This window comes from Streptomyces sp. NPDC060035 (assembly GCF_042736635.1).
GTDB lineage: Bacteria > Actinomycetota > Actinomycetes > Streptomycetales > Streptomycetaceae > Streptomyces.
The window spans coordinates 74480-95795 of record NZ_JBHWVO010000005.1; the positions used below are offsets into that span (position 1 = coordinate 74480).

Consider the following 21316-nt stretch of genomic DNA (forward strand, 5'->3'; position numbering starts at 1 on the left):
CCGGACGCTCAGGGGCCGCCCGCCGTACTGAGCTCCGCCGGTTCCGCCGACTCGTACAGCTCGAACCAGATCGACTTCCCCTCCCCCCGAGGATCCACCCCCCACGCGTCGGCGAGCATCTCCATCAGCACCAGTCCCCGCCCGCTGGACGCCATCTCGCCGGGGCGCCGCTTGTGCGGGAGCTCGTCGCTGGCGTCGGCCACCTCGACGCGCAGCAGCCGCTCGCCCCGCTCCCCGCTCACCTCCGCGACCAGCAGCGCGTCCCCGTCCGTGTGGACGAGGACGTTCGTCGACATCTCCGAGACCAGCAGCTCCGCGGCGTCGATCTGCTCCCCGTCGGACCAGTCGTGCAGCAGCTCACGCAGCTGCTGCCGGGCGGCGGCGATGCGCTCGGGCTCGGCCTGGGCGATGGTCATCGCCGAACGGCGCCCCGGTGCCCTGCGTGTTGTCGCTCCCTCGCGGCGCAGCACGAGCACCGCGATGTCGTCCTCGCGCCGGTCCACCAGTGGCCCTGTCGTGTAGTGCGAGCCCGGGCCGTGCACCGCCTGGACCAGGGAGTCGGCGAGCTTCTCCAGGTCCTCGGTGGGTTCCTCCAGGATCGGCCTGAGCCTGGTCCATCCGGTGGCCATGTCGTGCCCGCCGGTCTCGATGAGCCCGTCCGTACACAGCATGATCGTTTCGCCTGGCCCCAGGACGACGCGGGTCGTCGGATAGTCCGCGTCCCTCTCGATGCCCAGCGGCAGCCCTCCCGCGGTCTGCCGGATCACCGCGGTGCCGTCGACGCTGATCACCACCGGGTCGGGGTGGCCGGCCCGGGCGATGTCGAGGCTGCCGGTGTCCGGATCGGCCTCCGCGTACAGACAGGTGGCGAACCGCGCCGCGGTGGCCTCGTCCTCGCGCTCTGCGCCGTCGTACTCCTCGGTGAGCCCGGACAGGAAGCGCGAGGCCCGGGAGAGCACGGCACCGGGGCGGTGCCCCTCGGAGGCGTAGGCCCGCAGGGCGATCCGCAGCTGCCCCATGAGCCCCGCGGCCCGCACGTCGTGGCCCTGGACATCGCCGATGACGAGGGCGATACGGCCGTTGGGGAGCGGAATCATGTCGTACCAGTCGCCGCCGACCTGGAGCCCTCCGCCGGTCGGGATGTAGCGGGCGGCCACCGTCAGGCCGGGTACCCCCGGGCCGAGGGACGGCATCATCGACTTCTGCAGCCCCAGCGACAGCTCGCGCTCCGTCTCGGCCGCCCCGGCGCGGGCCAGCGCCTGTGCCAGCATCTTGCCCACCGTCGTCAGCACGGCCCGCTCGTCCGGCGAGAAGGCCACGCTGTGCCCGAACGCGGCCATCCATGCGCCCATGGTGTGGCCCGACGCGATCAGCGGCACGAAGGCCCAGGAGCGGCGTCCGAAGCCGCGTGCGAGCGGCCAGGTGGTGGGGAAGCGCCGCCGGTACTCCTCGGGCGACGGGAGGTAGATCGCCTGCCCCGTCCGTACCACCTCGGCGGCCGGATAGTCGGTCGCCAGCGGCATGTCGGTGAACGGCTTCTCGTCGCCCATGCTGTGCCCGTGGTGGCCGACGACGGTCAGGCGCTCGCCCGAGATGCCGAAGACGGCCAGCCCGTCCGGCGAGAACCCGGGCATGGAGAGCGACCCGGCGACCCGCATCACCTCCTCCGTGGACCCGGCCTCGGCCAGCGCGCGCCCCGCGTCCAGCAGGAACGCCTCGCGTGAACGGCGCCAGTCCCCGGTGATCGGGCTGAGCGCGGCGGGGACTCCCGCCGACGGTTCGGCGACCTCCTGGAGGATGCCCATCAGCACGTACTCGAAGCGGCCCGGACCTTCGACGGGAACCGGCTTCGACCGGCTGCGTACGGTGCGGAGCACCGTGCCCTGCTCGTCCACGATCCGCAGTCTCGCCTCGGCCACGGTGTCCTCGGCGATCGCGAAGTTCACCACTCCGTCGATCTCGTACCAGTCGGCCGGATGGAAGCGGGGGCGCACCTCCTCCGAGGGGTAGACCGAGGCCTCGGCAGGCAGACCGAGCAGCCGGGCCGCCTCCGCGTCGAGCGTGACGGTGCCGGCTGAGCTGTCCCAGCTCCACAGACCGGTCACGATCGCAGCCAGGATTTCCTCGGTGCGCATTGCCCCACTTTATGAAGATGTTCTCCACGGACGCCACCGAGGGACGGCCGCCCGACAGCCGTCCGCGCAGGGTCACCGGCTGCGTCCCGTGCGGCCCGGGAGGCCGTGCGGGATCAATGTCAATGAAGTGGTGCGCCTACGGGCGGTAGCCTGGGGTGTCAATCCACCCCGACCGCGAAGACTGGATGAACGACGATGCATCGGTACAGGTCCCACACCTGCGGCGAGCTCCGCGCCTCTGACGTCGGCACCGACGTCCGGCTGAGCGGCTGGCTGCACAATCGCCGAGACCTGGGTGGCATCCTCTTCATCGATCTGCGCGACCACTACGGTCTGGTGCAGCTCGTCGCCCGCCCCGGCACTCCCGGCAACGACGCCCTGTCGAAGCTGACCAAGGAGACGGTCGTCCGGATCGACGGCAAGGTCTCCGCGCGCGGTGCCGACAACGTCAACCCGGAGCTCCCGACCGGCGAGATCGAGATCGAGGTCACCGAGGTCGAGGTGCTGGGCGAGGCCGCCCCCCTGCCCTTCACGATCAACGCCGAGGACGGGGTCAACGAGGAGCGGCGCCTGGAGTACCGCTTCCTCGACCTGCGCCGCGAGCGCATGCACCGCAACATCATGCTGCGCTCGTCCGTCATCGCCTCCATCCGCTCCAAGATGGTGGCCCTCGGCTTCAACGAGATGGCGACCCCGATCCTCGCCGCGACGTCCCCCGAGGGCGCCCGCGACTTCGTGGTCCCGTCCCGTCTGAACCCGGGCAAGTTCTACGCCCTTCCGCAGGCGCCGCAGCAGTTCAAGCAGCTGCTGATGATCTCCGGCTTCGACCGCTACTTCCAGATCGCGCCGTGCTTCCGCGACGAGGACGCACGCGCCGACCGTTCGCCCGGCGAGTTCTACCAGCTCGACGTCGAGATGTCCTTCGTCGAGCAGGAGGACGTCTTCCAGCCGATCGAGAAGCTCATGACCGAGCTCTTCGAGGAGTTCGGCAACGGCCGCCACGCGACCTCGCCGTTCCCGCGCATCCCGTTCCGCGAGTCGATGCTGAAGTACGGCAACGACAAGCCGGACCTGCGCGCCCAGCTGGAACTCGTCGACATCTCCGACATTTTCGCGGACTCGGAGTTCAAGGCCTTCGCCGGCAAGCACGTCCGCGCGCTGCCGGTGCCGGACACCGCGGGCCAGTCCCGGAAGTTCTTCGACGGCCTCGGTGCGTACGCGGTCGAGCACGGCGCCAAGGGCCTCGCCTGGGTCCGCGTCGGCGAGGACGGCACGCTGGCGGGCCCGATCGCCAAGTTCCTCACCGAGACGGACATCAAGACCCTCACCGAGCGTCTGTCCCTCGTGCCCGGCCACGCCGTCTTCTTCGGCGCGGGCGAGTTCGACGAGGTCTCCAAGATCATGTCCGTCGTCCGCGTCGAGGCCGCCAAGCGCGCCGGCCACTTCGAGGACGGTGTCTTCCGCTTCTGCTGGATCGTCGACTTCCCGATGTACGAGAAGGACGAGGACACCGGCAAGATCGACTTCTCGCACAACCCGTTCTCCATGCCCCAGGGCGGCATGAAGGACCTGGAGGAGAAGGACCCGCTCGACATCCTGGCGTGGCAGTACGACATCGTCTGCAACGGCATCGAGCTGTCCTCCGGTGCCATCCGTAACCATGAGCCCGAGGTCATGCTGAAGGCCTTCGCGATCGCCGGTTACGAGGCGGAGACCGTCGAGAGGGAGTTCGCGGGCATGCTGCGCGCGTTCCGCCTCGGCGCCCCGCCGCACGGTGGCATCGCCCCGGGCGTCGACCGCATCGTGATGCTGCTGGCCGACGAGCCCAACATCCGGGAGACGATCGCCTTCCCGCTCAACGGCAACGCCCAGGACCTGATGATGGGCGCCCCGAGCGAACTGGACGAGACCCGCCTGCGCGAGCTGAACATCCAGCTCCGCAAGCCCGTCGCGTCGGCGAAGGACAAGGCGGAGGCCAAGGACTCGGTGGCGAGGGACACCGGCGCGAAGTAGGCGTCAGCGGTTCCGCTTCGGTTCCACGTGAAACAGTCCCCGGCCCCCCGGCCGGGGACTGTTTTCGTGCGCGCACGGGGTACGCACAGGAACACACAGCCTGCGCTCATGCCCCTGCCAGCTCGGTTGCCTAGCCTCGCCCCTCATGACAGAGAATCAGGGACCCGCGCACAAGAAGGATCTGACCCGCCGGCGAGTGATCCTCGCAGGTGGCGCGACGGTGGCCGCGGCAGGGATCGGGGCCGGGGTCGTCGCCAGTGCCTCGGCCGGCGAGGAGAAGAGCGCCAAGGGCAAACAGACCGGTCAGGGCGAGGAGTGCTACCGGCTGACCTCGGAGACCACCGAGGGCCCGTACTACATCGACGCCGACAAGATCCGGAAGGACATCACCGAGGACAAGGAGGGCATCCCGCTGACCCTCCGGCTCAAGGTGATCGACTCCGACACCTGCAAGCCGCTGAAGCGGGCCGCCGTCGACATCTGGCACTGCGACGCTCTGGGGATCTACTCCGGCTACGAGAGCATGAGTCAGGGCGGCCCCGGCGGCGGGACTCCGCCGAGCGGAGCCCCCACGGACATGCCGACCGACGCGCCCACCGGCACTCCGACCGGCACACCTCCCTCCGGCGGCCCCGGCGGCGGAGGCGGCGGGCACAGCGAACCCACCGACGACGAGCGGTACCTGCGGGGCACACAGCTCACGGACCGGCACGGGTACGTGGAGTTCACGACGATCTTCCCCGGCTGGTACCAGGGCCGCACCGTGCACATCCACACCAAAGTGCACGTCGGCGGGAAGATGACCGACGCCGGGTACGAAGGCGGGCACACCTGCCACACCGGCCAGTTCTTCTTCGCCGAGTCCGCGGTCCTCGACTCGGCGAAGATCGAGCCGTACGCGACCAGCACCACGACCCGTACGACGCTGACCGAGGACACCATCTACGACCAGAGCGGGGTCACGGGAGGGCTGCTCAAGCTCACCTACGGCAAGGGCCGCATGGCGCGCGGTGTGGTCGGCTCGATCACGATGGGCGTCGACCCCGACGAGACCAACGACGGCACCGGCCTCTAGGGTCTTTCGTTCGGATCAGGCCGGACCCCGCGAGCCCGGCATGATCCGAACGAAAGGCCCCAGGCCCTGCGAGGAGCCCGGACCCCAGCGGTTCCGGGCTCCTCGCCCTGCGTACGGACAGCCGTGCGGAACTCCCCCGGCCCCGGGTGCATGGACCGGGTACAGCCGGATGGCCCCGGTTCCGATTCGACGCCGCGGGGCCCGGCAATGACTGGCACCGAAGAAGACCGACCGCCCGTCATCGAGGAGTTCCGCACCGTGTTCCTCCTGCGCCGTCCCCACGTCCTTCTCGCCGCCCTGTTCCTGCTGGTCATCGGCTGCTCCGCGGGTGCGGTGCAGACCTCGGCGCCCCGTGGTGCCGCCGGTCCCGAGCCCTCGGCCGCGGCGTCCCGCTCCGCTGCGCCCGTCCGCCCCCGGGAGATTCCGGGGCTCGGCCCGCATACACGGGCGCAGATCCCGGCCACCGCCCGGCAGGCCGTCGTGGTGACCGGTCAGGGCCCCGACGTCAACCGCTCCACAGCCGTGCTCTACACCCGCGATGATCCCGCTCTCGGCTGGAGACCGGAGGCAGGCCCCTGGCCCGCCCACAACGGCATGGAGGGCTGGACGGACCTCCACGTGGCGGATGACCTCAGATCGCCCACCGGGGTCTTCGGCCTCACCGACGCAGGCGGCCGTCTCGCCGATCCCGGTGCGCTGCTTCCGTACGACGAGCAGCCGCGCTTCGCGGTGAGCGGCGAGGGCTTCTTCGGGGAGCCACTGGACGGGTCCTTCGACTATGTCGTCGCCATCAACTACAACCGGATCCCGGGCACGACCCCGTTGGACCGCACCCGGCCCCTCGGCGAGGAGAGGGGCGGCGGCATCTGGATCCATGTGGACCACGGCGGCCCGACCCAGGGCTGTGTCTCGCTTCCCGAGGAGCGGATGAGGGAGCTCCTGCGCATCCTGGACCCGGTGAAGTACCCCGTGATCGTGATGGGGGACGCCGTGGCGCTCGGCCGGTGAGCTACGCAGCTCAGGAGCCCGGGACCGATGACCGGTCCCGGGCTCCTGAGCTGTGTACGGAAGGCTGCGTACGAACGGTTACGCGGGCTTCTCCTCCAGGCGCGGGAACAGCACCGCACCCTTCGTCACCGTCGCCCCCGGGGCCAGCTGTCCCCAGCGGCCCGCGTCCTGGACCCGCTGGTCGCTCAGGGTGCCCAGCGACGCCTCGGCGCCCAGCGACTCCCACAGCTTCTGCGAGGTGTCCGGCATCACGGCGTTCAGCAGGACCGCGACACCGCGCAGCGCCTCGGCGGCCGTGTACAGGATGGTCGCGAGCCGGGCCCGGCCCTCCGGCGACTCGTCCTTGGCGACCTTCCAGGGCTCCTGCTCCGTGATGTAACCGTTGACCTGCTTCACGAAGTCGAAGATCGCCAGGATGCCGCCCTGGAAGTCCAGCTCCTCGCCGATCTTCAGGTCGGCCTTGGCGACGGCCTGCGCGAGGCCCTCCTGGACGGCCTGCTCCGCGTCACCGGCGGCCGTGGCCTCCGGGAGCGCGCCGCCGAAGTACTTGCCGACCATGGCGGCGAGGCGCGAGGCCAGGTTGCCGTAGTCGTTGGCGAGCTCGGAGGTGTAGCGGGCGGTGAAGTCCTCCCAGGAGAACGAGCCGTCACTGCCGTACGCGATGGCCCGCAGGAAGTACCAGCGGTACGCGTCCACGCCGAAGTGCGAGGTCAGGTCCTGCGGCTTGATGCCCGTCAGGTTCGACTTGGACATCTTCTCGCCGCCGACCATCAGCCAGCCGTTGGCGACGACCTTGCCGGGCAGCGGCAGACCCTGCGCCATCAGCATGGCCGGCCAGATGACCGAGTGGAAGCGCAGGATGTCCTTGCCGATCAGGTGCACGTTCGCCGGGAAGGTGCCCTCGAACTTCTCCTGGTTGGCGCCGTAGCCGACCGCCGTCGCGTAGTTGAGCAGCGCGTCGATCCACACGTAGATGACGTGCTTCGGGTCCCACGGGACCGGGACGCCCCAGTCGAAGGTGGAACGGGAGATCGACAGGTCCTGCAGGCCCTGCTTGACGAAGTTCACGATCTCGTTGCGCGCGGACTCGGGCTGGATGAAGCCCGGGTTGGCCGCGTAGAACTCCATGAGCTTCGGGCCGTACTCGCTGAGCTTGAAGAAGTAGTTCTCCTCCTTGAGGAGCTCCACCGGCTTCTTGTGGATCGGGCACAGCTTCGTGCCGTCCTCGGCCTCGATCAGGTCGCCGGGGAGCTTGTACTCCTCGCAGCCCACGCAGTACGGGCCTTCGTACCCGCCCTTGTAGATCTGATCCTTGTCGAACAGGTCCTGCACGAACTCCTGCACACGGTCCGTGTGCCGCTTCTCCGTCGTACGGATGAAGTCGTCGTTCGCGATGTTCAGATGCTCCCAGAGGGGCTTCCACGCCTCCTCGACGAGCTTGTCGCACCAGGCCTGGGGTGTGACGTTGTTCGCCTCGGCCGTGCGCATGATCTTCTGACCGTGCTCGTCCGTGCCGGTGAGGTACCACACCTTCTCGCCGCGCTGGCGGTGCCAGCGGGTGAGCACGTCGCCTGCGACGGTCGTGTAGGCGTGGCCCAGGTGAGGAGCGTCGTTGACGTAGTAGATGGGGGTCGAGACGTAGTACGCCGTCGCCCCCTGCTTCTCGGATCCAGTGGCCGCCATGGTCGAAATCCTAACGGTCCGTGGGAGATCCACTCACATCGATATCGGTGGCCCCGGCCGCGGAGAGCTTTGCGAAACATGCTTTCCCGTACCAAAGACGCATCCTGGGAGGGAGTGGGCACGCGTGCACGAGGCAGGGGACGACACGATGCGGGTACTGGTCGCCGAGGACGAGGAGATCCTGGCGGAGTTGGTGGCGACCGGGCTGCGGCGGGCAGGGTTCGCCGTCGACACCGTGTACAGCGGCGACGCGGCGCTCGCCTATCTGGGTCTGCACGATTACGACGTCGTCGTCCTGGACCGTGATCTGCCCCGGGTGCACGGCGACGACGTGGCCCGCAGGCTCGTGTCCTCCGGTTCCCGGACCAGGATCCTGATGCTCACCGCCTCCGGGACCATGGAGGAACGGGTGGAGGGGCTCGATCTCGGAGCCGACGACTACGTGAGCAAGCCTTTCGAGTTCCCCGAGCTGGTCTCCAGGGTGCGCGCGCTCCGGCGGCGCAGCGCGCGGCCCGTACCGCCGCAGCTGGAGCGGCACGGCATCCGGCTGGACACTGTGCGTCGGGCGGCTACGCGGGACGGGCGGGATCTGGACCTGTCGCCGAAGGAGTTCACCGTGCTGCAGCTGCTGCTGGAGGCCGACGGGGGCACCGTCAGCGCCGAGGAACTGCTGGAGCGGGCCTGGGACGCCAACGCCGACCCCTTCACGGGGGCCGTCCGTGTCTGCATGAGCAAGCTGCGCGGCAAGCTCGGGGAGCCCGCCCTCATCCGCACCGTGCAGGGCGTGGGGTACGCACTGTGACGCGGCTGCTGAGGCTGCTGCGGGCGTCAGGTGCGTCGCACGTCCAGCACTCGACGATCCGGTTGCGGATCGCCCTCGTGTACGGCGGGGTGTTCCTGATCCTCGGTACGGCCCTGCTCGCGACGGTCAATCTGGCGTCGCGCGCCGGTACGGACTCGCAGGCGCGCGCCATCGCCACGTCCGCCGCGGTCGCCCAGCCGGGCTTCGCGGTCAACGGCCCCCTCCACATACGGGGTCGCCTCGGCCCGCCCACGGTCTACGACGTCACCGACGATGTGAGCGACGCCGCCGGCCGCGAACTCATGTACTGGTCGGTCGCCGCGCTGCTCGTCATGACGGCGTGCGCGGTCGCCGTGGGCTGGTGGACGGCCGGACGGGTCCTGCGGCCCGTCCATGCGATGACCGCGAAGGCCGGGCGGCTCTCCGAGCACACCCTCCACGAGCGGATCGCGTCCAGCGGTCCGGACGACGAGCTGAAGGAGCTCGGGGAGACGCTGGACGCGCTGCTGGCGCGGCTGGAGAAGGCGTTCGACAGCCAGCGGCGGTTCATCGCCAATGCCTCGCACGAGCTGCGCACCCCGCTGGCCACCCAGCGGGCCGCGATCCAGGTGGGTCTCGACGATCCGACGCCGGACGAGCTCGTACGGACCCGCCGGACCCTGCTGGACAACAACCGGCGCAGCGAACGGCTCATCGAGGGACTGCTCGTGCTGGCGCGCAGCGAACGGGGGCTGGCGAGGAGCGAGCGCGAGGCGTTCGACCTCGCGCATGTGGTGACGGAGGAGGCCGCCCGGCCCTCGCTGGCGGCGGAGCGCCCGCCGGCCCACCCGGAGGTGACGGTCGCGGCGGAGCCCTGTGCGGTACGGGGGAACCGTCAGCTGCTCGCGCAGCTGGTGGCGAACCTGCTGTCCAACGCGGTGAGGTACAACGTGCCCGGCGGGTCCGTGCGGGTGTCGCTGTCGGCGGGCGGGACCCTGGTGGTCCGCAACACCGGCCCTGCGGTGACAAAGGGCGACATCGCGGGGTTCTTCGAACCGTTCCGGCGCGGTGAGGGGCGGGACCGGATGGGACAGGGCTCGGGACTCGGACTGTCGATCGTACGTTCCATTGCGGTGGCTCACGGCGGTACGGTCACGGCGGTACCCGGCCCTGGGGGCGGGCTCGCCGTGACCGTACGGCTGCCGGTGGATCAGTCCCCGGCGACGATTCCGCGGGCGGCGGCCCAGGCGGGAAGCCCGGCGAGCACCTCACGGTAGAACGCGGCGTCGGGCACCTCGCGCGGGGCCGGGCCGGCGTGGAAGAACCCGGCGTTCTCGACGTCCAGCCTGCGCAGGAAGTCGAAGCCCTTCGCGTCCTCGTCGCCGAACGCGACGAACTGGAAGAACAGCGGCAGCCGTGCCGCGTCCGCCAGCGCCTGCTTGGCGGCCTGCTTGGCGTCCGGGGCGCCGTCGGTCTGGAAGATCACCAGCGCGGGTCCGGTGGCCTCGGACTTCTCGTAGTGCGTGACGATCTCCTCGACGGCCCGGTGGTAGTTGGTGCGTCCCAGGCGTCCGAGCCCCGCGTGCAGCTCGTCGATCCGGCCCTCGTGGGCGGTGAGGTCGATCGCGCCGGTGCCGTCGATGTCGGTCGAGAAGAAGACGACGGGCACGGTGGCGTTCTCGTCCAGGTGCGCGGCGAGTGCCAGGGTGCGGTCGCCCAGGTGCTGTGCGCTGCCGTCCTTGTAGAACGACCGCATCGAACCCGACCGGTCGAGCACCAGGTAGACGCCTGCCCGGAGGCCGGTGAGTCCGTGCGCCTTGAGCCCTGCCTGTGCCGCCTTGTAGGGGGCGACGAGCTGGGGTGCGGCGGTCTTGACCCGGGCGAGGGCGACGGCGGGCCTGCCGCCGACGGAGGCCGCGCCCGTGGGTGCGGACTCGGCCTCGGTGACCGGCTCGGCGGGGGAGGCCGGGGCGGCCTTGGGGGCCTCGGTGACCGGGTCCGGCTCGGCGACCGGCTTTTCGGCGGCCGCTGCGACCGGCTTTTCGGCGGCCGGTTCGGCCGGCGTGGTCTCCGCAGCGGGTTCCGCCACGACCTCGGGTGTCGCCTCGGGCTCGGTGGCGGCCTCGGGCTCGGCGACCGGCTCGGCGGCCGGGGCTTCCGGGACGGCTTCGGCCTCGACGACCTCGGCGACCGGCTCCGGTGCGATCTCCGCCTCGGCCGGCTCGGCGACCTCAGCGGTCTTGGCCGGCTCGACGACCTCAGCGGGCTCAGCGACCTCGGCGACCGGCTCCGGTGCGATCTCCGCCTCGGCCGGCTCGGCGACCTCAGCGGTCTCAGCGGTCTTGGCCGGCTCAGCGACCGCAGCGGTCTCAGCGACCGCAGCGGTCTCAGCGACCGCAGCGGGCTCCGGCTCCGGCTCCGCGTCGAAGTCGATCGTGATCGGCGCCGGGGCAGCCGTCTCGGCCGCCGGGGCCGGTTCGTCCGCGGCGGCGGTGGCCGCCGCGACCGGCTTGGCGTCGCGAGCCGACCCCTGGGCCGGAACCGTCGGCCTGGGCCCGGAGGCTGAAGTGGACGTGGTGGTGGCCGCCTTGTCGAAGGCCTCCGCCACCAGATCCGATGCCAGTCCGTTCTCCCCGTCCGCGGTGGACCGCGCCGAAGAGGAGGAGGCCGGTGCCGGTACCGAGGCCTTAACGGGCTCGGCCGCCGAAGTGCTGGTCTCCGGCTCCGGCTCCGTGGGCTGGGTGCGCTCGGCCTGGGGCGGGACGGTGGCCGTGGTCGGCTCGTCCTGCTCCGTGCGGCCGAACACCTTGCGCAGCAAGCTCCGAATGCCCATGGGCGAGGCCTTTCGCATGAGTTGGTGGCGATAAATGTCCGTACTGCGGGAATTGATCCCTGGCCAGGGCGGATACGTAAGGTTAGCGGCCGGATCCGGCCGTTCGGTGGCGCGGCCCGCCCCTGTGTCAACCGAGCTCCAACCGAGCCCCAACCGAGCCCTGAACGGACAGCAGTGGCCCGGACTTCACCCCGCGTTCACAGGCAGTCCCTCATATCGCGTGGATGCACACCTACCGTCACGCAGGACACACAGAAGGAGGGACGAACAACGTGCGCAATCTGCTGCCGCTCATCGGCTCGCACCAGGGCGGGCGCTCTGCGCTGACGTGCCGCTACCGCTGCGGTGACGCCTGCTTCCAGGAGATACCGAACACCAGCGGAAACGAGTACGCCGGCGACATCATCGCCGGTGCCCTGTCGCGCCGGTCGATGATGCGCGCCGCCGCGGTCGTGACCGTCGCCGCTGCCGCCGGAACCGCCGCCCTCACCGGCCCGGGCGCTCCGCAGGCCGAGGCCGCAGCGCTCGCGGGCCACGGCCACAAGCCGAAGCTCCCGCACCAGAACACTCCTTCGGGCGCTCGTGGCCTGCGGTTTGCACCCGTGGCACCGAACAAGAACGACAAGGTCACCGTCCCGGACGGCTACAGCCAGAACGTGGTGATCCGCTGGGGCGAGCCGATCCTGCGCGGCGCCCCCGCCTTCGACCCGGACAAGCAGTCGGCGAAGGCACAGGCGGGCCAGTTCGGTTACAACAACGACTTCCTCTCCCTGCTCCCGCTCCCCGGCGAGCGCGGCCGTCAGATACTGGTCGCCAACCACGAGTACACGGACGAGATCCTGATGTTCCGTGGATACGATCCGGCCAACCCGACCCGTGAGCAGGTCGAGATCGCCTGGGCCGCGCACGGACTCTCCGTGGTCGTGGTCCAGGAGGAGAACCGCACCGGCAGGCTCGGTCCGGTCAGCCGCCACCCGCTGAACCGCCGCCTCACCGCGACCAGCGAGTTCAGGGTCACCGGCCCGGCCGCGGGCAGCCCTCTGCTGCGTACCTCCGCCGACCGCACCGGCCGCAAGGTCCTCGGCACGCTCAACAACTGCGCGGGCGGCACCACCCCGTGGGGCACCACGCTGCACGGCGAGGAGAACTTCAACCAGTACTTCGCCAACGGCTCCAGCGACACGGACAAGCGCTATGGCATCGCGACGAGCACCACGGAGCGCAAGTGGGAGCGTTTCGACAAGCGCTTCGACCTGGCTCAGGAGCCCAACGAGGCGCACCGCTTCGGCTGGGTCGTCGAGCTCGACCCGTACGACCCCGACTCCGTCCCCCGCAAGCGGACCGCGCTCGGCCGCTTCAAGCACGAGGCGGCCCAGCCGCGGCTGACCACCGACGGCCGCCCCGTCGTCTACATGGGCGACGACGAGCGGTTCGACTACTTCTACAAGTTCGTCTCCAGCAAGAAGATGAAGAAGGGGAACTCGCGGGCCGCCCGCGAGCACAACCTCACCCTGCTGGACGAGGGCACGCTGTACGTCGCCAAGCTGTCCGGCGACTCCCCGTCCGCGGAGTTCGACGGCACGGGCAAGCTCCCCTCCGACGGCGAGTTCGACGGCAGCGGCGTCTGGATCCCGCTCGCCACGGGCACCACCTCGCACGTGCCCGGCATGACCGCGGAGGAGGTGTACGTCTTCACGCGTCTCGCGGGCGACAAGGTCGGCGCCACCAAGATGGACCGCCCCGAGGACGTCGAGCCCTCACCGCGCACCGGCCGCGTCTACATCGCCCTCACCAACAACACCGACCGCGGCAAGGCGGGCAAGGCCGGCGCCGACGAGGCCAACCCGCGCAACGCCAACAAGCACGGCCAGATCCTGGAGCTCGCGGAGAACTGGGACGACCCGGCGGGCGACGGTTTCGCCTGGCGGCTCTTCCTCGTCGCGGGTGACCCGAACGACCCGTCGACGTACTTCGCCGGATTCCCCAAGGACAAGGTCAGTCCGATCTCCTGCCCGGACAACGTGGCCTTCGACGACCACGGCAACCTGTGGATCTCCACGGACGGCGCTCAGCTCGGCTCGCACGACGGCCTGTTCGGTGTCGCGACGCAGGGCGAGCGGCGGGGTGAACTGAAGCAGTTCCTGACCGTGCCGTCCGGCGCAGAGACCTGCGGACCGGTGATCCAGGACCGACGGGTCCTGGTGGCCGTGCAGCACCCGGGCGAGATCGACGGCGCGTCCGTCGAGAAGCCGGCGAGCACCTGGCCGGACGGACCCGGCAGGATCGTCCGGCCGTCCGTCGTCGCCGTCTGGCGCAAGGACGGCAGCGACATCGGCATCTGATTCGGGCAGTCCGGGATCCCTGGATCCGGATCCAGGACACCTGCCACACGGTGCACGGTGCATCCGGTGACATCAGGCCTGCGCCCATGGGGGTGCGGGCCTGATGCGCGTCGTTCACATGTGCGTGCGGTGGCCCGAGTTGCATTGCTAGCGTGTGCGGCCGGTGGGGCTGACGAACAGTCAGGAGCAATGCGGTCGACACGCAAGCGATCTCACGAAGGGCCCCCACATGAGACATCCGTCCCGCAGAACACGCCTCGCGGCCTGTGTCGTGGCAGCAGGGGCGCTGCTGTCCGCGCTCGTACCGGCGGCCGGCGCCACGGCCGCCACCGCCGTACCCGCCGGCCCCTACCCGGTGGCGGCCGACGACCCCGCACCGGGCCACGAGGGCATGCCGGACGACGGCCACGAGGGCATGCCGGACGACGGCTTCGAGGACGTGCCCGAGGGTGAACAGGACGACCTCGCCGGGACGGGCTCCTCGCCCTCGGCGAGGGACGGCGCCGACGCACAGGCCGTGGTCCCGGGGCGACCCGGTGACTTCACTCTCGCGACGGGCCCGAGCATCACCGGCCTGGTCGGCAAGCTGGAAGCCGCACTGCCCGAGCAGGGCCTCACCGCACTCATGGAGCAGGCCAACCGGGACGCGCCCTGGAACAATGCCTGCGGCAGCGCGGGTATCTACGGCCCCGATCTGCTCGCGGCCCCCCGCGTCTGCTGGGAGAACGACGACGCGACCTCCTCGGAGTGGGTCCCGCAGGCGATCACCGGTGTCTCGGACGCGCAGGAGGACGAGGACGGGGGCACGTCGAACGCGGAGCCCATCGCCGTGGCGGGGTACGACGCGGAGAATCCGGGCCGGAGCGACAACGCGTCGGGCCGTGACAACTGCGTCCAGGACTCCGCTTCCGATGCCTGCAACGAGAAGGGCGTCCGGGTCAGCTTCTTCAACCAGGCCACCCAGAAGTACCGCCATGTGCTGTTGGTGTGGCCGTACCTGAACTCCAAGGACCACATTTCCTTCGCCGCGCTGCACGCACGCGAGGGGACGTGCACCGCCACCTCCGGCGTGACGGCTTCCTGCAAGGCGCAGAACGGCATCCACGCGGGCGGCATGGTCTGGTACGGCGACCACCTGTACGTCGCAGACACCGCCAACGGCATGCGGGTCTTCGATCTGCGCACGATCATGGACCTCAACCCGGACAACGACACCGCTGTCGACGACCCGACGCCGGACGGGCTGGTCAGTGACGTCACGGACACGAAGCGGATCGGCCGCCAGAACAACGTCTGGTACGGATACGGCTACCGGTACGTGATGCCCCAGGTCGCCACGCTGGCGTTCACCGCGGCGAAGAACGGCGGCGCAACCAGCGGCAACCAGTGCTACGCGACGGGCCGCCCGAAGGCCTCGTACATCTCGCTCGACCGGACCGGTGACGACCACCTGCTCCTCGGGGAGTACTGCAACTTCAACAACGGCGGCTCCAGTCACGGCCGCGTCGGCACGTACCCGATGACCGCCCTGACCGCCGCGGTCGAAGGCGCGGCGGGCACGACCGCGCAGGCGGATCTCGCCTACGGGCTGCCGGACACCGGAACCTTCGGCGGCGAGGACCTCTGGCACAAGATCCAGGGCGTCATGCGGTACGAGGGGAAGTGGTACTTCCACCGCAGCAACGCCTACGCCAACGGGCGCCTGCTGCAGGCAACCCCGCAGTCCGTCGACGGCACCTCGGAGCTCGTCGCCAACCCGAAGATCCTGCAGAGCTCTTACGGTCCCGAGGACCTGTATCTGGCCCATGGCCGGGGCGACGGTTTCACCCCGAAGCTGTGGTCGCTGAGCGAGCACGCCCCGAGCAAGTGCCGGGTGTGCAAGCGCGAGCTGTACAGCTACGAGATGAGTGAGGTCATCGGCGACTTCGCTTCCTGACCCGTCCGGGGCGCCTCACCGCATTAGAGTCGGGTGCATGGTTTCCGGTGAGGCGCCGCAGGCGGAGGGAAGTGTCCGGGTCGACGTCTGGATCTGGTCGGTCCGGCTGACGAAGACCCGGTCGCAGGCTGCTGCCGCCTGCCGGGCGGGGCATGTGCGGGTCAACGGCGAGCGGGCCAAGCCCGCCCAGGCGCTGCACACGGGCGACGAGGTACGGCTTCGGCATGCGGGCCGGGACCGGATCGTGGTCGTCTCGAAGATCGTGAGGAAGCGTGTCGGCCCCCCGGTCGCGGCCGAGTGCTTCGTCGACAACAGCCCGCCCCCGCCGCCGCGCGAGGCCGCGGTCCAGGTCCCGGTCCGCGACCGTGGCGCGGGCCGCCCGACCAAGCGCGACCGCCGGGAGATGGAACGCCTCCAGGAGCGCGGACCGGGCCCGTCGTAGTGTCCGACCGGCGGCGGCCGGTCCGCCGGCTCCGGTAGTCCTCCCGCCTCTTCGGAGGGGCGGACCTCGCCCCATGCGCCGGGTGCCGGCCCTGCCCGGCGGGGACCGGCTTCAGATGACGAAGACGGTCTTTCCGCGCGCTCCGCCCGCACGGTTCTGGGCGAGCGCCTGAGGGGCCTTCTCCAGAGGAAGTTCGGTGTCCACGGGCACGGCCAGCTCTCCCCGCACGGCTCCGGCGGCCAGTGAGTCGAGCAGCTCGGCCGTCGGGGCGAGCCGGAAGGCGACCCGCGCGACGCCGGGCGGGCCCGCCACTGACCGCGTGGTGACGGCGACACCGCCGTCGCGCACCAGCGCGGCATGCGCGGCGAAGGCGGCCGGGTCGGTGGAGACCAGGTCGACGAGCGCGTCGACACCGTTCGGGTACACCTCCCGTACCGCCGCGCCCAGAGCGCCGGGACCGGTGGTCGTATCGACGGAGGCGGCAGCGCCGAACGCCCGCATCCGCTTCTCCTCCTCGCCCCGTACCGCCGCGACGACCCCGATGCCCCGTGCCGCGGCGAGCTGGGTCAGGAAGCTGCCGACGCCGCCCGCCGCGCCGATGATCAGCAGGCTCCGGCCGCTGCGGACCGCCGTGTTCCCCAGAATCTGCGCGGCAGCCGTTGCGGCGGAAGGGAGCGCCGCCGCGATCCGGAGCGGCAGTTCGCGCGGTACCAGGGCGATCGGGGAGTCCTGCGGCACGGACACGTACTCGCTGTACGCCCCGCAGCGCCCGACGGGGGGCGCCGTCACCCGGCCGAAGACGGGGTCACCCACCCGGAAGCGGTTGTCACCGCTGCCGATCATGTCCACCCGGCCCGCGAAGTCGACTCCGATGATCAGCGGGAAGGTGTGCGGAGCAACCCCGTCCAGGGCGCCGTCCGCGGTCTGCCAGTCGAGCGGGTTGAGCGCCGCGTACTCGATCTTCACCCGTACGTCGCCCGCGCCGGGATCGGGCTTCGGTACCTCGACGAGACAGGGCTCCGCACAGAAAGCGCTGACAGCGATGGCTCGCATCCGGCAGACCTCCCAGTCGCCCCCTGCTCTGACGAGTCCCACTGTCGCCCGGCCCACGCACCCGCGCATGTCGGAGCGGGCGGGCCGGAGTCCCCCTCCTACCGCCCCGTGTTCCTCCGCGTGTTCCTCCGCGCCGACACGAACCGTCCCGCCGATCCGCCGATCACCAGGACCGCTCCCACCACGATCACGATCCACACCGTCGTCCGCAGCGAAGCGGTCAGCGCGTCGTACACGGCGGCGGCCGCGTCCCGGTCGCTGCCCGGAACCTCCTCCAGCACCCGGTCGCGGCCCACCGCGACCAGAATGCGCAGCACGATCGCGCCGAGCACGAATCCGCCGCCCACCACGGCGGCGGCGCCCAGCCCGGCCCTCATTCCTCCCCGTACGAGCGCGAGACCCACCACCAGGACGAGGAGCACCACCGTCCCCACGGCCGGCCAGACGCTGCAGTGGCGCAGCCATTGGAACGAGCTCCGCAGATCGTCCGCCCGGTCGGCGGGGAGCACCGTGATCGCGGTGTTCCGGACCGGGACCTGATCGGCGAACGGCACGCCGGATTTCACCAGTTCCTGTTTTACCTGCTCGATCACCGGCGCCAGATCGATGATCACCGCCTGCCCGCTGTCCCCGTGCAGCGCGGCGGTCACGGCCTTGTGGGCCGTTCGGTTCGCGGTGTCCCAGGCCCGCTGGAAGGTATCGGTCGTGGTGAACGATAGGACGGTCTCGTGCAGGAACTGCTCCACGGTCTCCTGGAGCGGGCCGACGTCGATGTTCCTCATCGCCTCGTCGGTGACCAGAGTGGCGATGGTGTTCCGGACATCGGGGTCGGAGGCCAGCGGGGAGACGGCGGCCAGATACCGGTCGGTGTCGTCGAGCTCCAGGTCGACCCACGCGGAGAGCGCGCTCACCGGGACCAGCACGGCAAGCAGGACCAGCAGTACTGCCGACAGAGCCGCTGAGAGATAGGTCCGCACACCATCCAGACAATCCCGTCCGGGGCCGCGCCGCTCCGGGCCGTAGACCATTCGAGTTGCCGGTCGGCGCGGTCGGGTGTGCTCTGGAGGGACGGAGGACGGGGGCGAGGGAAGGAGCTGTCCGCCATGGCCACTCACGCAACGATGCCGACGCGTGGACGCACGCATGCCCGCACACCGGCAGGGCGGACGCACGGTGCGCTCGCCTGGGCGCTGCCCCTCACGCTGGGTGTGATCTTCGGTTTCTGGGCCTTCTTCATCCGACGGGACGGCGGCGCGACCACCGGCGGGCAGATCTGGCTCGGTGTCGTCTCCGGAGTGGCTCTGGCCGTGCTGTGTTTCGCGTTGGGACGGGTCCGTCACGCCCTGCCGCGCGAGCTGCGGGCGGCGGCGTACGGCGCGCTGACCGCGGTCGGGATCGGCTTCCTCTACAGCCTGAACGACAACAGCGTGCTGTCGTCGGCGATCCTCGGACTGGTGGTCGGGGCAGGGATGTTCTGTACCGCCTTCTACATCTACTACACGCGGGAGGACTGAGCGCCGCGTCCCTCCGGACCGGGGCGTGGCCGCCAGATCGGACCTGGTGGCCACGCTCCTTTCTGACATCGCCGTGCTTTCTGACCTCCCCCGTGCCGCGGTGCTCCCGTGCCGTCGTGGCCCTGCACCCGGTCCCCGCCCCCGCGACACCTTCGGCACCTCGGCTCACCCGACTCCCTCGACATTCTCGACAAGGAACGGACCATGAGTACTGAACTGGCCATCGAGACCACGGGGCTGGTGAAAGTCTTCGGCGACAACCGTGCGGTGGACGGCGTCGATCTCGCCGTTCCCACCGGCACCGTCTACGGCGTCCTCGGACCCAACGGTGCGGGGAAGACCACCGCCGTACGGATGCTGGCGACGCTGCTGCGCCCGGACGCGGGCCGGGCACGGGTCTTCGGCCACGACGTCGTGAAGGACGCCGACGCGGTCCGCAGCCGGGTCAGTCTCACGGGGCAGTACGCCTCGGTCGACGAGGACCTGACCGGCACGGAGAACCTGGTGCTGCTGGGCCGGCTGCTCGGGCACTCCAAGCCCGCGGCCCGGACCAGGTCGGCACAGCTGCTGGAGGCCTTCGTGAACAACAGCCCGGTCACCCACGTGGCCACGGCGGTCAGGGAGCTCATGGCCGGTAACCGGCCGGCGACGGACATCGCCTGGTCGCTGGGCTGGTAGGCCCTGTTCGTCGTGGTGTTCGGCACGGTGACGATGCGGCTCTACAACCGGAAGTGACGCTCCGGAATTGGAGCCGTGCTCCTCCCGTCGCACCCCGTACCGGCCGGGACCGGACTGGAAACAGGGACAGGGACCTGCCCTGAGGAGCCCTGGAGGAGCCATGACGGCTACGACATGGAACGAGACCCCCGTCGCGATCGAGGGCGAGGACGCCGAACTGCGTATGAAGGAGATCGGGGGAGACCTGACGGTCGCTTTCGTCCGTCTCTCCAAGGGCACGGACATGGGCCCGGCGCTCACGGGCATGCCGGACGACCTGTGCCCCTGCCCCCACTGGGGCTATCTCCTCAAGGGCAGGCTGAAGTTGCGGACCGGCGCGGACTCCCAGTCGTACGAGGTCTACGAGGAGGGGCAGGCGTTCTACTGGCCTCCCGGCCATGCCCCCGAGGCGCTGGAGGACTGCGAGATCGTGGACTTCTCGCCCACGAAGGAGTTCGGCCGGGTGATCGACCACGTCACCTCCCAGGTCTGATTCCGTCAGGCCACGGAAACGGGCGGGCCACCGCGTGGGTGGCCCGCCCGTGGTCCGCAGGAGAGGTCCTTCGCGGACACCCCCTAGTCGCGGACGACGGTGACCGGGCACGGGGCGTGCTGGGTGACGTGGAGGCTGACCGAGCCCAGCAGGGTCGCCTTGAAGCCGCTGTAGCCGCGCGCGCCGACGACCAGCAGATTCGCGTCCGCCGCCCGGTCCAGCAGGGACTGTGCCGGGTTGCCGATCACGACGACCTTGCTGATCGCCGCCGCGCCTACGGCACCGAGAGCCTCCTCCAGTGCCTCGGTGAGGGCCACGGTCGCCACGGCCTGCGGATCGAAGTCCTCCGGCATGCCCGGCATCATGGACGCCCAGCTGGACGCGGGGTACTCCCAGCTGTTGACCGCCTCGACCGTGTCACCGGTCAGTTCGGCCTGGCGCACGGCCCAGCGCAGCGCCTTGATCGACGCATTCGAGCCGTCCACGCCCACGACGATCCTGCCCATGTCTGCCTCCAGTTCGGTCCGCTCACATCCGGCCCGCATGTCACCATGCGTCCATTCGTCATAACTCTAACCAAACCAGACATTTGGGGCCCATGGGCCGGACGAGAGGCCCCAGGTGTCCCGTTCAGGCGATCCGCAGGCCCGCGAGCTGCTGCTCGAACGGCACGACCGCGTCCTCGCCGTCGTCGAGGGTGAGCGACCGCGACGCCCCGGAGACGGTCCGCCCCATGACTGCGGAGGCGAGCTCGCCTCCCGCGCGGCGGATCCGGGAGGGCAGCCCCTCGGTGTACTCGTCGCCGGACGAGCCCCAGTCCTCCGACGCCGCGTACACGGACGTCGGCAGGACGACCGCCCGCAGATAGGCGAAGAGCGGGCGCATCGCGTGCTCGAGGACCAGCGAGTGCCGGGCCGTGCCGCCGGTTGCCGCGACGACGACGGGCTTGCCGGTCAGGGCGGTGTTGTCGATCAGGTCGAAGAAGGACTTGAACAGCCCGCTGTATGAGGCGGTGAACACCGGCGTCACGGTGATCAGGCCGTCCGCCCCGGTCACGGCGTCGATCGCCGCCTCGAGATCCTTCGGCGGGAAACCGGTGACGAGGTGGTTCGCGATGTCGACGGCGAGATCGCGCAGCTCGACGATCTGTACGTCGATCCGGCGGTCCTGGTCGGCCGCCAGCCGCTCGCGGGCGGCCTCGGCGAGCCGGTCCGCCAGCAGCCGGGTGGACGAGGGGCTGCTCAGCCCGGCCGCGACGGCGACGATCTTCAGGGGTGCGGTGGCGAACACG

The 21316-nt window shown here is 70.4% G+C and carries 17 protein-coding genes and 1 pseudogene; 11 read left to right on the forward strand and 7 right to left on the reverse strand.

Annotation, left to right across the window (positions count from 1 at the left end; all coding sequences use genetic code 11):
• Positions 1 to 8: 8 nt before the first annotated feature.
• Positions 9 to 2135 carry a SpoIIE family protein phosphatase gene (locus tag ACFWBQ_RS09525; protein WP_385485900.1) on the reverse strand — a complete coding sequence of 709 codons (2127 nt, stop codon included), beginning with the start codon at positions 2133 to 2135 and terminating at the stop codon, positions 9 to 11.
• A 195-nt stretch (positions 2136 to 2330) separates the two neighbouring features.
• On the opposite strand from ACFWBQ_RS09525, the gene aspS reads away from it, so the two are divergent.
• From aspS to ACFWBQ_RS09540, 3 genes are all read left to right on the forward strand, one after another.
• Complete coding sequence (gene aspS / locus ACFWBQ_RS09530; protein WP_385485902.1) at positions 2331 to 4148, forward strand: aspartate--tRNA ligase; 1818 nt, start codon at positions 2331 to 2333, stop codon at positions 4146 to 4148.
• Between the two features lie 145 nt (positions 4149 to 4293).
• Positions 4294 to 5223 (forward strand): intradiol ring-cleavage dioxygenase, encoded by a 930-nt coding sequence (locus tag ACFWBQ_RS09535; protein WP_385485904.1) that lies wholly within the window; start codon positions 4294 to 4296, stop codon positions 5221 to 5223.
• A gap of 258 nt (positions 5224 to 5481) precedes the next feature.
• Positions 5482 to 6231, forward strand: a complete 750-nt coding sequence (locus tag ACFWBQ_RS09540) for a hypothetical protein (RefSeq protein ID WP_385486473.1) — start codon at positions 5482 to 5484, stop codon at positions 6229 to 6231.
• A gap of 78 nt (positions 6232 to 6309) precedes the next feature.
• Here the strand turns inward: ACFWBQ_RS09540 and metG are convergent, their stop codons facing one another.
• Positions 6310 to 7914 (reverse strand): methionine--tRNA ligase, encoded by a 1605-nt coding sequence (gene metG / locus ACFWBQ_RS09545; protein ID WP_385485906.1) that lies wholly within the window; start codon positions 7912 to 7914, stop codon positions 6310 to 6312.
• A gap of 148 nt (positions 7915 to 8062) precedes the next feature.
• Between metG and ACFWBQ_RS09550 the strand changes: the two genes are divergently transcribed.
• Both ACFWBQ_RS09550 and ACFWBQ_RS09555 read left to right on the forward strand, forming a co-directional pair.
• Positions 8063 to 8716 carry a response regulator transcription factor gene (locus ACFWBQ_RS09550; protein WP_385486475.1) on the forward strand — a complete coding sequence of 218 codons (654 nt, stop codon included), beginning with the start codon at positions 8063 to 8065 and terminating at the stop codon, positions 8714 to 8716.
• Positions 8713 to 9972, forward strand: coding sequence for a sensor histidine kinase (locus ACFWBQ_RS09555; RefSeq protein ID WP_385485908.1), 1260 nt, complete (start codon positions 8713 to 8715; stop codon positions 9970 to 9972). The genes ACFWBQ_RS09550 and ACFWBQ_RS09555 overlap by 4 nt, the downstream gene beginning before the upstream one ends.
• On the opposite strand, the gene ACFWBQ_RS09560 is transcribed toward ACFWBQ_RS09555, so the two are convergent.
• A complete protein-coding gene (locus ACFWBQ_RS09560; protein ID WP_385485910.1) occupies positions 9906 to 11528 on the reverse strand; it encodes a VWA domain-containing protein in 1623 nt (540 codons plus the stop codon). The genes ACFWBQ_RS09555 and ACFWBQ_RS09560 overlap by 67 nt on opposite strands.
• A 272-nt stretch (positions 11529 to 11800) precedes the next feature.
• Between ACFWBQ_RS09560 and ACFWBQ_RS09565 the strand changes: the two genes are divergently transcribed.
• The 3 genes from ACFWBQ_RS09565 to ACFWBQ_RS09575 all read left to right on the forward strand — a co-directional run bounded on the left by ACFWBQ_RS09565 (position 11801) and on the right by ACFWBQ_RS09575 (position 16248).
• Positions 11801 to 13870 (forward strand): PhoX family protein, encoded by a 2070-nt coding sequence (locus ACFWBQ_RS09565; protein WP_385485912.1) that lies wholly within the window; start codon positions 11801 to 11803, stop codon positions 13868 to 13870.
• A gap of 229 nt (positions 13871 to 14099) precedes the next feature.
• Positions 14100 to 15806, forward strand: coding sequence for a hypothetical protein (locus tag ACFWBQ_RS09570; RefSeq protein ID WP_385485914.1), 1707 nt, complete (start codon positions 14100 to 14102; stop codon positions 15804 to 15806).
• 37 nt (positions 15807 to 15843) lie between these two features.
• Positions 15844 to 16248, forward strand: a complete 405-nt coding sequence (locus ACFWBQ_RS09575) for an RNA-binding S4 domain-containing protein (protein WP_385485916.1) — start codon at positions 15844 to 15846, stop codon at positions 16246 to 16248.
• A 111-nt stretch (positions 16249 to 16359) separates the two neighbouring features.
• Here ACFWBQ_RS09575 and ACFWBQ_RS09580 read toward each other — a convergent pair whose 3' ends face one another.
• Both ACFWBQ_RS09580 and ACFWBQ_RS09585 read right to left on the reverse strand, forming a co-directional pair.
• Entirely contained in the window at positions 16360 to 17301 is a 942-nt protein-coding gene (locus ACFWBQ_RS09580) for an NADP-dependent oxidoreductase (protein ID WP_385485918.1), read from the reverse strand.
• A gap of 98 nt (positions 17302 to 17399) precedes the next feature.
• Entirely contained in the window at positions 17400 to 18278 is an 879-nt protein-coding gene (locus ACFWBQ_RS09585; protein WP_385485920.1) for a hypothetical protein, read from the reverse strand.
• Between the two features lie 126 nt (positions 18279 to 18404).
• Between ACFWBQ_RS09585 and ACFWBQ_RS09590 the strand changes: the two genes are divergently transcribed.
• From ACFWBQ_RS09590 to ACFWBQ_RS09600, 3 genes and pseudogenes are all read left to right on the forward strand, one after another.
• The gene (locus ACFWBQ_RS09590) at positions 18405 to 18815 is read left to right on the forward strand and encodes a hypothetical protein (RefSeq protein WP_385485922.1); all 411 of its coding nucleotides are present in this window, start codon (positions 18405 to 18407) and stop codon (positions 18813 to 18815) included.
• A gap of 204 nt (positions 18816 to 19019) precedes the next feature.
• A pseudogene (locus tag ACFWBQ_RS09595) lies at positions 19020 to 19484 on the forward strand (ATP-binding cassette domain-containing protein); the annotation flags it as partial.
• Between the two features lie 169 nt (positions 19485 to 19653).
• A complete protein-coding gene (locus ACFWBQ_RS09600; protein WP_385485924.1) occupies positions 19654 to 20025 on the forward strand; it encodes a hypothetical protein in 372 nt (123 codons plus the stop codon).
• Positions 20026 to 20108: 83 nt separating this feature from the next.
• Here the strand turns inward: ACFWBQ_RS09600 and ACFWBQ_RS09605 are convergent, their stop codons facing one another.
• Together ACFWBQ_RS09605 and ACFWBQ_RS09610 are read right to left on the reverse strand one after the other, a co-directional pair.
• Positions 20109 to 20531 carry a universal stress protein gene (locus ACFWBQ_RS09605; RefSeq protein WP_385485926.1) on the reverse strand — a complete coding sequence of 141 codons (423 nt, stop codon included), beginning with the start codon at positions 20529 to 20531 and terminating at the stop codon, positions 20109 to 20111.
• A 124-nt stretch (positions 20532 to 20655) separates the two neighbouring features.
• Positions 20656 to 21315, reverse strand: a complete 660-nt coding sequence (locus ACFWBQ_RS09610) for an FMN reductase (RefSeq protein WP_385485928.1) — start codon at positions 21313 to 21315, stop codon at positions 20656 to 20658.
• Between the last annotated feature and the right edge of the window lies 1 nt (position 21316).

Coding starts and splice junctions, on each gene's coding strand:
- ACFWBQ_RS09525 (WP_385485900.1), bottom strand. CDS start 2,135: ATGCGCACCGAGGAAATCCTGGCTGCGATCGTGACCGGTCTGTGGAGC.
- aspS (WP_385485902.1), top strand. CDS start 2,331: ATGCATCGGTACAGGTCCCACACCTGCGGCGAGCTCCGCGCCTCTGAC.
- ACFWBQ_RS09535 (WP_385485904.1), top strand. CDS start 4,294: ATGACAGAGAATCAGGGACCCGCGCACAAGAAGGATCTGACCCGCCGG.
- metG (WP_385485906.1), bottom strand. CDS start 7,914: ATGGCGGCCACTGGATCCGAGAAGCAGGGGGCGACGGCGTACTACGTC.
- ACFWBQ_RS09550 (WP_385486475.1), top strand. CDS start 8,063: ATGCGGGTACTGGTCGCCGAGGACGAGGAGATCCTGGCGGAGTTGGTG.
- ACFWBQ_RS09560 (WP_385485910.1), bottom strand. CDS start 11,528: ATGGGCATTCGGAGCTTGCTGCGCAAGGTGTTCGGCCGCACGGAGCAG.
- ACFWBQ_RS09570 (WP_385485914.1), top strand. CDS start 14,100: ATGAGACATCCGTCCCGCAGAACACGCCTCGCGGCCTGTGTCGTGGCA.
- ACFWBQ_RS09575 (WP_385485916.1), top strand. CDS start 15,844: ATGGTTTCCGGTGAGGCGCCGCAGGCGGAGGGAAGTGTCCGGGTCGAC.
- ACFWBQ_RS09580 (WP_385485918.1), bottom strand. CDS start 17,301: ATGCGAGCCATCGCTGTCAGCGCTTTCTGTGCGGAGCCCTGTCTCGTC.
- ACFWBQ_RS09590 (WP_385485922.1), top strand. CDS start 18,405: ATGGCCACTCACGCAACGATGCCGACGCGTGGACGCACGCATGCCCGC.
- ACFWBQ_RS09600 (WP_385485924.1), top strand. CDS start 19,654: ATGACGGCTACGACATGGAACGAGACCCCCGTCGCGATCGAGGGCGAG.
- ACFWBQ_RS09605 (WP_385485926.1), bottom strand. CDS start 20,531: ATGGGCAGGATCGTCGTGGGCGTGGACGGCTCGAATGCGTCGATCAAG.